The sequence below is a fragment of the Bradyrhizobium sp. ORS 375 genome (genome assembly GCF_000239775.1).
GTDB lineage: Bacteria > Pseudomonadota > Alphaproteobacteria > Rhizobiales > Xanthobacteraceae > Bradyrhizobium.
Window position 1 is genome coordinate 1 of the sequence record NZ_CAFI01000156.1, and the last position, 11,113, is coordinate 11,113.

Annotated in this window: 9 protein-coding genes; 6 read left to right on the forward strand and 3 right to left on the reverse strand. The window is 66.5% G+C overall.

Going from position 1 to position 11,113, the window contains the following annotated elements; translation table 11 throughout:
* The first annotated feature begins 587 nt into the window (after positions 1 to 587).
* Entirely contained in the window at positions 588 to 884 is a 297-nt protein-coding gene (locus tag BRAO375_RS13345; protein WP_009027998.1) for a hypothetical protein, read from the forward strand.
* The gene (locus BRAO375_RS13350; protein WP_035640209.1) at positions 884 to 1,582 is read left to right on the forward strand and encodes a hypothetical protein; all 699 of its coding nucleotides are present in this window, start codon (positions 884 to 886) and stop codon (positions 1,580 to 1,582) included. The genes BRAO375_RS13345 and BRAO375_RS13350 overlap by 1 nt, the downstream gene beginning before the upstream one ends.
* 33 nt (positions 1,583 to 1,615) lie before the next feature.
* Here BRAO375_RS13350 and BRAO375_RS13355 read toward each other — a convergent pair whose 3' ends face one another.
* Positions 1,616 to 2,254 (reverse strand): TetR/AcrR family transcriptional regulator, encoded by a 639-nt coding sequence (locus tag BRAO375_RS13355; protein ID WP_009028000.1) that lies wholly within the window; start codon positions 2,252 to 2,254, stop codon positions 1,616 to 1,618.
* A 299-nt stretch (positions 2,255 to 2,553) separates the two neighbouring features.
* Between BRAO375_RS13355 and BRAO375_RS13360 the strand changes: the two genes are divergently transcribed.
* The 4 genes from BRAO375_RS13360 to BRAO375_RS13375 all read left to right on the forward strand — a co-directional run bounded on the left by BRAO375_RS13360 (position 2,554) and on the right by BRAO375_RS13375 (position 9,191).
* A complete protein-coding gene (locus BRAO375_RS13360; RefSeq protein ID WP_009028001.1) occupies positions 2,554 to 3,678 on the forward strand; it encodes an efflux RND transporter periplasmic adaptor subunit in 1,125 nt (374 codons plus the stop codon).
* Entirely contained in the window at positions 3,675 to 4,751 is a 1,077-nt protein-coding gene (locus BRAO375_RS13365) for an efflux RND transporter periplasmic adaptor subunit (protein WP_009028002.1), read from the forward strand. The genes BRAO375_RS13360 and BRAO375_RS13365 overlap by 4 nt, the downstream gene beginning before the upstream one ends.
* A complete protein-coding gene (locus BRAO375_RS13370) occupies positions 4,748 to 7,825 on the forward strand; it encodes an efflux RND transporter permease subunit (RefSeq protein WP_009028003.1) in 3,078 nt (1,025 codons plus the stop codon). The genes BRAO375_RS13365 and BRAO375_RS13370 overlap by 4 nt, the downstream gene beginning before the upstream one ends.
* Positions 7,826 to 7,916: 91 nt before the next feature.
* Positions 7,917 to 9,191 (forward strand): DUF2130 domain-containing protein, encoded by a 1,275-nt coding sequence (locus BRAO375_RS13375; protein WP_009028004.1) that lies wholly within the window; start codon positions 7,917 to 7,919, stop codon positions 9,189 to 9,191.
* Between the two features lie 13 nt (positions 9,192 to 9,204).
* On the opposite strand, the gene BRAO375_RS13380 is transcribed toward BRAO375_RS13375, so the two are convergent.
* Both BRAO375_RS13380 and BRAO375_RS13385 read right to left on the reverse strand, forming a co-directional pair.
* Entirely contained in the window at positions 9,205 to 9,738 is a 534-nt protein-coding gene (locus tag BRAO375_RS13380; protein WP_009028005.1) for a response regulator transcription factor, read from the reverse strand.
* Positions 9,728 to 11,077, reverse strand: a complete 1,350-nt coding sequence (locus BRAO375_RS13385) for an ATP-binding protein (protein ID WP_009028006.1) — start codon at positions 11,075 to 11,077, stop codon at positions 9,728 to 9,730. The genes BRAO375_RS13380 and BRAO375_RS13385 overlap by 11 nt, the downstream gene beginning before the upstream one ends.
* Positions 11,078 to 11,113 lie beyond the last annotated feature (36 nt).

Consider the following 11,113-nt stretch of genomic DNA (forward strand, 5'->3'; position numbering starts at 1 on the left):
TGTTTGCGAGGGACGAACTGATTGCAAAGCTCGGGCGATATGGCGCCGCGAGAATGCGATGTCACGTCGTCCTGATTGCGTTCGTGCTGATTGCGTTCGCCCGCGCTGTTTGAGATGTGAATCGGATGTCTCCCCATCGTCGTCCCGGACAAGCCGTGACGCGCGCCAGCGCGGCGCGGCGCCGATCCGGGACCCATACGCTGCGGCGATCGTGATGGGCAAAAAGCCAATGACCAGCCCTGCCTCAAACCACTCCCTGGGGGTATGGGTCCCGGCTCAAGGCCGGGACGACAGAGGTGTGCGTGGATGCAGCTCGGCGCTTCCCGAGCAATGATCAGGTCCAGACAGTTCTAATCAAACTTCTCTCCAGCTGTCGCGACCCCTGCGAGCGGCGAACAGCGTGACAACCGGATTTTCCGCAACGCTTAGTTGCCAGCAGATGCGCGCAACGACGATTGATCTCCGGCGCGTTCGATTGTCGGCATCGGCTTGCGGCAAAATTTACCACCCATATGCACGCCACTTGGCGCGGAGCGCGCTCACGCTAGAGTGAGAATAACAATCAGCTCTCAGCGAAACGCCCCATCATGTCGATCTCCGTCAAAGGCCGGCTGGCCATTGTCGCGCTCATTGCGCTTGCCTGTTTCGCAAGCTCGGTTCTGAAGCTTTATCTGGAGCTGCTTTGCATCTCGCTGCTTGCGAGCTTTGCCATCGTGGGCGTGCTCGCCTGGGTGTTGGACAGGCTCGCCAGCCCGCGCCATCGCGGCCCGGAGCGACGACGCCGGCACCGCCGCCGCTACGTCGGACTGGTCGAACAGTCTCAGCCGCTGTCAGTGACGCGGGCAGATCGTGTCGATCCCCCTTCGGCCGCGGAGCGCCTGTGATGGGCTGGAGGCGTGTGATCGGACCGGCGCTGCTCCTCTCCATGGTTGGCAACGCGGCAGCGGGCGGAGAGCGCCCTGCCTTCTCCGTCGTCGATCGTCCGTCCCAGGACGGCCGCTGCGTCGACGACACCGGCCGCGGCGATCTTGACCGATCGGAGGCGGCCTGCCTCGCACAGATTCCGGAGCTCGCGCAGCGCAGCGGAGCGAGCCTGAAACTGACCTTCCGCAATGGACGCACGCGCATCTATCGCAACCAGGATGCCAAATGCACCGACAGCAACGACCAAGGCTGCGTCAAGTATCAACTGACAGGTTACTTCCCTGATCATGGGCTGCTGCTGATCGAGCGTGGCCGGCCGGAGGGCATCGACTGGCTGCTGGTACGTGCCGATATCGGCGATGAGATCGGCCTCGTCGCGCCGCCGCATTATTCGCCGGAGCGGCGCTGGCTGGCAGCGGTCACATCGCGCCTCGGCTCTTCCGGGCCACCCGACGGCATCGACATCATCCCCGTCAAGCGTGATCGGACGCTGAAGGATTGGCACTACCGCACGCCGGAGGACAGCAAATGGCGCTACGAGTTCGACCATTGGGACGGCGAGGACCAGATCATCCTGTATGCGAAGCCGGTTGGGGACGAGGCGACGCCGCGGCCGGTGGCGATCCAACGGAAGAAGAGCGAGTGGCACTTCAAATAGCTTCGCTGATCGCGTCGATCCGCCGCCCCTATCTCAGCCCTTCGTCCGCGGCCGCTTCGCCTCGAGCGCCGTCAGATACGTCGCCATCATCTCAGGCAGAGCCGCAACCACCACGTCGCGGCTCCGCGGGTCCTGCTCGCGCGTGAACAGCAACGTGCCGAGCACCACAGCATCGAAGGTGGCGGCGGCCTGGGCGCCCAGCTCCACGCCAAGCTTCGCGCACATCACGCGGTCGATCACCGCCCTGAACTCGGCATGCATGGTCTTGTCGTGCAGATCGAGGGTGGCCAGCGCATCAGGATGGCGCACGAAATAGCGGATCGCCCAGCCGATCAGCTGCTCGATGACGTCTGCCGGCGACATGGCCGCCCACTCCGCATCGCTTCGCTGCTGCACGCGATCGAACGCCGGCTGCAGTTCGGCATCGTGTCGCTCGGCCAGCGCATCGAGCATCTGATCCTTGTCACGGAAGAAATGGTAGACCGAGCCGATCGAGGCGCCGGCGCGCTGGGCCGCGGCGTGCATGCTGACGGCGGCAATCCCGGACTCGGCGATGAGCGCAGCGGCCGCGTCGAGCAGCTGCTCGCGGCGCTCGCGTCCGCGCGCCTGGCGCGGTGCGCGCGCCGCGCTCCGTGCCGAAGCCTCCGAGGTCGTCTCATCTTTCCGCCGCACGTGGTCGCGCTCTCGTTCGGATCTTCCAGGCGCCCCGTACCGCGCCTTCTAGATCAGCCACGGGAAATTTACTAGACGATATTTTCTAGATATGTTTGTCTAATTCACGTGCCGTCAAGGGGATGATGCTCTGCTGGTTCCCGAAGCCGTGATCCCACCAGCGGGCAACCGCCGTCAGGGTTCGCTGGCGCTGATGTGTGCCGACCGTCCTCCAGACCCGGACGAAAGACGATCGACGGCGTTTGCCGCCGGTCGGATCCAACGACCGTCAACCCTGCCTCGGGCCAGAACGTGCAACCATGATCTCATCCACGCGATCTCCAAGCCTTCATCGGGCCCCCGGCCTCCGCCCGCTGGCATTGGCAGGCTGTGCCGCCATCGGGCTCCTGCTTGCGGGCTGTGACCAGAAGACGGCGGTGACGACGACGCCGTCCCGGATGGTTCGGACCGAGGTGGTCAAACTGTCTGAACGGCGGCAATCGATCACGCTGACCGGCGACGTGCAGGCGCGAGTGCTGGCCGAGCTGTCGTTCCGCGTCAGCGGTCGGGTGACCGAGCGGCTGGTCGAGGTCGGCGCGTACGTCAAGGCCGGGCAGGTGCTCGCCAGGATCGATCCGGCCGAGCAGCAGGCGGATCTCGATTCCGCGCAGGCCGCCGTGGTGGCCGCGGAGTCGCAGGTCAAGGTCGCGACCTCCAATTTCAACCGGCAGCAGACCTTGATCACGAGCGGGTTCACGACCCGCGCGTCGTTCGACCAGGCGCAGGAGACCTTGCGCACAGCGGAAGGATCATTGGAGGCCGCGAAGGCGCAGCTCGGCACCGCCAAGGACGCGCTGACCTACACCGAGCTGCGCGCCGACGCCGACGGCACCATCACGGCACGCAACATCGAGGTCGGCCAGGTCGCGCAGGCGGCGCAATCGGTGTTCACGCTGGCGCATGACGGCAACCGCGATGCTGTCATCGATGTCTACGAGGCGGCGCTGTCGCTGAAGTTCGACGACAGCAAGGTGGCGCTGGCGCTGCTGTCGGATCCGTCCGTCACCGCCAAGGGCACCGTGCGCGAGGTGTCGCCGACCATCGATCCGAAATCCGGCACCGTTCGCGTCAAGATCACCATCGAGAACCCGCCGCCGGAGATGGTGCTCGGCAGCGCCGTCAGCGCCACCGGCTTCATCAAGCCGGAGCAGCGCATCATTCTGCCGTGGAGCGCGCTCAACGCGTCCGGCAAGACACCAGCGGTGTGGCTGGTCGATGCCGCGAACAAGACCGTGTCGCTGAAGCCGATCACGATCGAGGATTACGAGACCGGCGCCATCGTCGTGTCCGGCGGGCTGAAGCCGGGTGATCGCGTGGTCACCGAGGGCGGCAAGCTCCTGAGCGTCGGGCAGCAGGTCAGCTTCAACGAGGAGGCGCGGTCATGATGATGCCGATGCGTTCGGTGTTTCCCCTGCTCGCGCTCGGCGTGCTCGCCGGCTGCAACGAGAAGGCCGAGGCGCCCGAGCCGGTCCGGCCGGTGCTGTCGATGAAGGTCGAGCCGCAGGCCGCCAACGCCGCCGCCGTCACCGGCACCATCGAGCCGCGCTACAAGGCTGATCTGAGCTTCCGCGTGCTCGGACGGCTGATCGCCCGTCCCGTCTATGTCGGCGACGCCGTCAAACAGGACCAGGTGGTCGCCGCGATCGATCCCGCCGCGCTCGAACTCGCGGTGCGCGCCTCTGCCGCGGAGGTCTCGCGCAGCCAGGCGCAGCTCACCAATGCCACGGGCACCGAGGGCCGCCAGCGCACCTTGCTGGAAACCGACGCAACGACCAAGGCTACGCTCGAAAGCGCCGAGCAGTCGCGCGCGGCCGCGCAGGCTTCGGTGATCAAGGCACAGTCCAATCTCGCCAAGGCGCGCGAGCAGCTCGGCTACGCCCAGTTGAAGGCGGATTTCGCCGGCATCGTCACCGCCGTCAGCGCCGAGGTCGGCCAGGTCGTGTCGCCCGGCCAGAGCGTGGTCACGGTGGCGCGGCCGGATATTCGCGAAGCCGTCATCGATGTCGGCGACGACATCGCGAGCGGCCTGCAGGCCGGCACGCCCTTCACGGTGCGGCTGCAGGTCGATCCGAGCGTCAGCGCCACTGGAAAGGTGCGCGAGATCGCGCCGCGCGCCGACGCCACGACGCGCACGCGCCGCATCCGCATCACGCTGGAAAACCCAGCTGAGATCATGCGCCTCGGAACCACCGTCACGGCCAGCATCGACGCCGAGCAGAAGATGGTCATCCGCCTGCCGCGCTCGGCCGTGCTGGAGCAGAACGACAAGCGCTTCGTCTGGCTGGTCGATGCCGCGAGCAAGACGGTGAAGCGGCAGGAAATCACGGTCGCCACCAACGAGGACGGCAGCCTGCGCGTCACCGGCGGCCTCGACGCCGGGCAGCGCGTCGTCACCGCCGGCGTGAACAGTCTCAAGGATGGCCAGCCCATCCGCATCGATCAGGAATCTCAGCCGTGAAGTCCTTCAATCTCTCCGACTGGGCGCTCGAGCACCGCTCGCTGGTCTGGTACTTCATGATCGCCTTCATGGCGGCGGGCCTGTTCTCCTACATCCACCTCGGACGCGAGGAGGATCCGTCCTTCACCATCAAGACGATGCTGATCCAGGCGAAGTGGCCGGGCGCCTCCGCCGAGGAGATGACGCGCCAGGTCACCGACCGCATCGAGAAGAAGCTCGAGGAGCTGCCGGCGCTCGACTACACCAAGAGCCTGACCGTGCCCGGCCAGACCACCGTGTTCGTCAATCTGCGCGACACCACCAAGGCGCGCGACGTGGTGCCGACCTGGCTGCAGGTCCGCAACCTCATCAACGACATCAAGGGCGACTTCCCCTCGGGCGTGATCGGGCCCGGCTTCAACGACCGCTTCGGCGACGTGTTCGGCAACATCTACGCCTTCACCAGCGACGGATTGAGCCAGCGTCAGCTGCGCGACCGTGTCGAGGAGGTCCGCGCCAAGGTGCTGACGGTGCCGAATGTCGGCCGCGTCGACATCGTCGGCGCGCAGAACGAGGTGATCTATCTCGAATTCTCGCCGCGCAAGGTCGCCGCGCTCGGCATCGACCAGCGCACGATCCTGAACGCATTGCAGGCGCAGAACGCGGTGTCGCCCTCCGGCGTGCTGCAGGCGGGACCTGAGCGGATCGCCGTGCGCGTCTCCGGGCAGTTCACCTCGGAAGAGAGCCTGAAGCAGATCAACCTGCGCATCAACGACCGCTTCTTCCCGCTCACCGATGTCGCGACCATCACGCGCGGCTATGAGGATCCGCCGACATCGCTGTTCCGCTTCAACGGCCAGCCCGCGATCGGGCTTGCGATCGGCATGAAGGCCGGCGCAAACCTGCTCGATTTCGGCGAGGCGCTGAAGGAGGAGATGACCAAGGTCGTGGCCGATCTGCCGGTCGGTGTCGGCGTGCATCTCGTCTCGGACCAGCCGAAGATCGTCGAGGAAGCGGTCGGCGGCTTCACCAAAGCCTTGTATGAAGCCGTCATCATCGTGCTCGCGATCTCCTTCGTCAGCCTCGGCGTCCGCGCGGGCCTCGTCGTCGCGATCTCGATCCCGCTGGTGCTCGCGATTACCTTCCTGTTCATGGCCTATACCGGGATCTCGCTGCAGCGCATTTCGCTGGGCGCGCTGATCATCGCGCTCGGCCTGCTGGTCGACGACGCGATGATCGCCGTCGAGATGATGGTGGCGCGGCTGGAGGTCGGCGATTCCTTGCGCAAGGCGGCGACCTACGTCTACACCTCGACCGCCTTCCCGATGCTGACCGGCACGCTCGTCACCGTAGCCGGCTTCATTCCGATCGGCCTCAACAACAGCGCCGCCGGCGAGTTCACCTTCACGCTGTTCGTCGTGATCGCGGTGTCGCTGGTGGTGTCGTGGATCGTGGCGGTGCTGTTCACGCCGCTGCTCGGCGTGACCATCCTGCCCGCATCGCTGCCGGCGCATCACGCCGAAGGCGGCCGTCTGACACGGACGTTCCGCGCCATGCTCAACGCCTGCATGCGGCATCGCTGGACGACGATCATCGTGACCGTTCTGATCTTCGGCCTGTCGGTGTTCGGCATGGGCTTCGTGCAGCAGCAGTTCTTCCCCTCCTCCGACCGCAACGAGCTGGTCATCGACTTCAACCTGCCGCAGAACTCCTCGATCGCCGAGACCAATGCGCAGATGGCGAAGTTCGAGCAGGAGGCGCTGAAGGGCGATCCCGACATCGACCATTGGTCGACCTATGTCGGCTCCGGCGCGCAGCGCTTCGTGCTGTCGTTCGACGTGCAGCCCGCCGACGTGTCGTTCGGCCAGATCATCATCGTCACTAAGAGCCTCGAGGCGCGCGACCGCGCCCGCGGCAAGCTGCAGGCGTATCTGACCAAGACCTTCCCCGGCACCGACGCCTATGTGCATCTGCTCGACATCGGCCCACCGGTCGGCCGCCCCGTGCAGTACCGCGTCAGCGGGCCCGAGGTCGCCAAGGTGCGCGAGATCGCGCAGGAGTATGCCGGCGTGATGCGCGGCAACAGCCATCTCGGCGCCGTCATCTTCGACTGGATGGAGCCGTCGCGGGTCGTGAAGGTCGACGTGCTGCAGGACAAGGCGCGCCAGCTCGGCGTCACCTCCTCCGACATCGCGAACGCGCTGAACGGCGTGCTCGACGGCACCTCGATCACCCAGGTGCGCGACGACATCTACCTGATCGACGTGCGCGGCCGCGCCCAGGCCAAGGAGCGGCAGTCGCTGGAGACCTTGCGCGACCTGCAGCTGTCGGGCTCCAACGGCCAGTCGATCCCGCTCGCCGCGCTCGCCACGCTGCGCTACCAGATCGAGCAGCCGGAGATCTGGCGCCGCTCGCGGCTGCCGACGCTGACCTTGAAGGCCAGCGTGATCGACCAGGTGCAGCCGAACACGGTGGTCGATCAGCTCAAGCCGGCGCTTGCATCGTTCAACGCCAAGCTTCCAGCCGGCTACAAGGTCGTCACCGGCGGCGCGGTCGAGGAAAGCGCCAAGAGCCAGGCGCCGATCGTTGCGGTCGTGCCGATCATGCTGTTCACGATGGCCACCATCCTGATGCTGCAGCTGCAGAGCTTCCACAGGCTGTTCCTGGTGTTCGCGGTGGCGCCGCTGGCGCTGATCGGCGTCGTCGCGGCGCTGCTGCCGAGCGGCGCGCCGCTCGGCTTCGTCGCCATCCTCGGCGTGCTCGCGCTGATCGGCATCCTGATCCGCAACTCCGTCATCCTGATCGTGCAGATCGAGCATCTGCGCGACGAGGGCCGGCCCCCCTGGGAGGCCGTGATGGAGGCGACCGAGCACCGCATGCGGCCGATCATGCTGACGGCCGCCGCCGCCTCGCTCGCGCTGATCCCGATCGCGCGCGAGGTGTTCTGGGGCCCGATGGCCTACGCCATGATGGGCGGCATCATCGTCGGCACCGTGCTGACCTTGCTGTTCCTGCCGGCGCTCTACGTCGCCTGGTTCCGCATCAAGGCGCCGGAGCAGACAGCGACACAGGAGGCCGAGCCGCACGGGGCGTGAATCGCGGATAATTGCACGGGATAATCCGCCGCGTGGGTTAACCGCCCCGCGGCGGCCGGTTAGAGTCGGTCTCCATGGAGAGATGCGAATCATGACCGATCCTCAGATCGTCTGCCCCTCCTGCCGCACCGAGATCAAGCTCACCGAGCAGCTCGCAGCGCCCCTGATCGCGGAGACGCGCCGGCAGTTCGAGAAGCAGCTTGCCGCCAAGGAAGCCGATTTCGGCCGCCGCGAAGCGCAGCTCAAGGCCGCGCAGGAACAGATCGCGCAGGCCAAGGCTGCGATCGACCAGCAGGTCGCCGCCAAGCTGAAGGCCGAGCGCGCGACAATCGCGCAAGCGGAAGCCGAGAGGGCGCGGCAGGCTGTCGCCGATGAGATGGGCAACCGCGACCGCCAGCTCGCGGAGTTGCATCAGGTCATCGTCAACAAGGACGCCAAGCTCGCCGACGCGCAGAAGGCCCAGGCCGAGATGCTGCGCAAGCAGCGTGAGCTCGACGAGGCCCGCCGCGAGCTCGATCTCACCATCGAGACCAAGGTGCAGGAGAACCTGGTCGCTGTGCGCGACAAGGCCCGGCTGGAGGCCGAGGAATCCCTGAAGGCGAAGGTCGCCGAGAAGGAGACCCAGATCGCCGGCATGCAGCGCCAGATCGAGGAGCTCCGCCGCAAGGCCGAGCAGGGCTCGCAGCAGCTGCAGGGCGAGGCGCTGGAGATCGAGCTGGAATCGCAATTGCGCGCGCGCTTCCCGCGCGACCTCGTCGAGCCCGTGCCGAAGGGCGAGTTCGGCGGCGACGTGATCCATCGCGTGGTCGGCCCCGGCGGCCAGGCCTGCGGCGCGATCCTGTGGGAATCCAAGCGCACCAAGAACTGGAGCGACGGCTGGCTGGTAAAGCTGCGCGACGACCTGCGCGCGGCCAAGGCCGACATCGCGCTGATCGTCTCGACCGCGCTGCCCAAGGGCGTCGACGGCTTCGACCTGATCGACGGCGTCTGGGTCGCCGAACCGCGCTTCGCGTTGCCGCTATCGCTCGCGCTGCGCCAGTCGCTGATCGACGTCGCCTGCAGCAAGCTCGCCCAGGAGGGCCAGCAGACCAAGATGGAGATGGTCTACGCCTATCTGACGGGTCCCCGCTTCCGCCACCGCATCGACGCCATCGTCGAGCGTTTCACCGAGATGCAGTCCGACCTCGACCGCGAGCGCAAGACCATGATGCGGCTCTGGGCCAAGCGCGAGGAGCAGCTGCGCGGCGTGCTGGATTCGACGGCGGGATTGTATGGCGACCTGCAGGGCATCGCGGGACGCGCCATGCAGGAGATCGAGAGCCTGGATGTGCTGCTGATCGAGAGCAAGAGCCAGGCGGCGGAGTAGCGCCGGCGCCGACCTACTTCACCGGCCGCTTCTCGAGCTTCCGCGCCAGCGTACGCCGATGCATGCCGAGCCTTCTCGCCGCCTCGGAGATGTTGAAGTCGGTGTCGATCAGGGTCTGGTGGATGCGCTCCCATTCGAGCGTCTTGATCGAGGTGGCGCGCTCGGCGAGCGCGACCTGGGCGTTGCCCTCGGCCTTGCGGAAGGCTTCCTCGATGTCGTCGGTATTCGACGGCTTCGCAAGGTAGTGGCAGGCGCCGAGCTTGATGGCCTCCACGGCCGTGGCGATGCTGGCGAAGCCGGTGAGCACGACAATCAGCATCTCCGGGTCGTGCGCGTGCAGCTTCTCGACGCAGACCAGGCCGGAGGCGCCGCCGAGCTTGAGGTCGACGACGGCATAGCCGAACGCCTTGTCCTTGATGATCTCATCGACCTGTTCGAGCGAGCTCGCGATCACGGCCTCATAGCCGCGCCGCTCGAAGGAGCGCTTCAGGGTGCGCGCGAAACCGTCGTCGTCCTCGACAATCAGAAGAGAGCGTTCAATCTCCACTGGGCTCTCCAATCGCAAGCATCGAGAGCGGCAATGACAGCCGCACCGTGGCCCCGCGTCCCCGGTGGTTCCAAGCTGAAACGCCACCGCCGAGCTTGCGGATCACATTGACCACCAGGAACAGGCCGAGGCCACGGCCCGGACGGCCTTTGCTCGACTGATAGGGACGGCCAAGCTGCGCCAGCATGGCAGGATCAAAGCCGGGCCCGCGGTCGCTGACGCTGAGCAGGAGCTGATCGCCGTCGCGCTCGACGACGAGTTCCACCCACTCGCGCGAGACTTCGAAGGCGTTGTCGAGCACGTTGACGATCGCCTGCTTGAGCGCGACGTCGGAGACGATCGTGGGATCCGAGCCGAACTCGTTACGGACCATCAGATTGCGTGCCGAGCGCGCGGCGCTCCATTCGGCGACCAGCGAGGTGAGAAACGCCTTCAAGGTCGTCGGCGCCGAGCCCTCGCCACGCGCCTGGCCGGCCGACACCAGGATGTCGGTGACGATCGACTTGCAGCGCTGCACAGCCGCTTCCATCTCGGTGAAATCCTCCGCCAGCGCCGGATCGGCCGAGATCGCCGTCATGCGCCGCCAGTCATTGAGGATGACCGAGATCGACGCCAGCGGCGTGCCAAGCTCGTGCGCGGCGCCTGACGCGAGCAGGCCCATGCGGATGATGTGGTCCTGCTCGGCGGCATGCTGGCGCAGGTCGGCGAGCTTGGCATCGCGCTCGCGCAAGTTCCGGTTGATGCGGGTGACGAAGACGACGAGCAGCACAGCATCGAGCGCGAAGCCGACGAACATGCCGGTGATATGCAGGGCGAAGGGATCACTGACGTGATGTTGCGGCAGCGCCAGCGGCCGGTACTCGATGGTGAGCCAGACGAAGCTGAGCACGGTCAGCGCGACCAGCGACCAGGACGAGCGCGCATCGAGCAGCACGGCGCCCAGCGTGACCTGCAGCAGATAGAGGCAGGTGAACGGATTCGACGCGCCGCCGGTGAGGTAGAGCTCCGACGTCAGCGCCACGACGTCGAGCATCAGCGCGATCAGCAGATGCCGGTTGCCGACGTCGTCGCGCCTGCGCAGCCAGATGTGGCTGGCGACATTGAGCGCCACCAGGGCGCAGATGATCGCGGCCATCGGCCGAACAGGGAGCGCGATGCCAAACCAATAGGTGACGAAGGCGATGGTGACGATCTGACCGACCACGGCGATCCAGCGCAGCTGGATCAGCAGCACCATGTTCTTCCGGTTGGTCGCGTCCTTGGTCGGGACGGGGGCGTGGATCTCGGGCGTGGCGATCGCCGCTACGGCGCCGATCGGCAGGTTCGGCGCTTCGTTCATGGCGCGGCGTCCAGGACCGGCGCTGATGTCAGCAGG

Excerpts from the sequence above, each read along its gene's own strand:
- BRAO375_RS13350 (WP_035640209.1), top strand. The coding sequence starts at position 884 with ATGGGCTGGAGGCGTGTGATCGGACCGGCGCTGCTCCTCTCCATGGTT.
- BRAO375_RS13385 (WP_009028006.1), bottom strand. The coding sequence starts at position 11,077 with ATGAACGAAGCGCCGAACCTGCCGATCGGCGCCGTAGCGGCGATCGCC.
- BRAO375_RS13345 (WP_009027998.1), top strand. The coding sequence starts at position 588 with ATGTCGATCTCCGTCAAAGGCCGGCTGGCCATTGTCGCGCTCATTGCG.
- BRAO375_RS13360 (WP_009028001.1), top strand. The coding sequence starts at position 2,554 with ATGATCTCATCCACGCGATCTCCAAGCCTTCATCGGGCCCCCGGCCTC.
- BRAO375_RS13365 (WP_009028002.1), top strand. The coding sequence starts at position 3,675 with ATGATGATGCCGATGCGTTCGGTGTTTCCCCTGCTCGCGCTCGGCGTG.
- BRAO375_RS13375 (WP_009028004.1), top strand. The coding sequence starts at position 7,917 with ATGACCGATCCTCAGATCGTCTGCCCCTCCTGCCGCACCGAGATCAAG.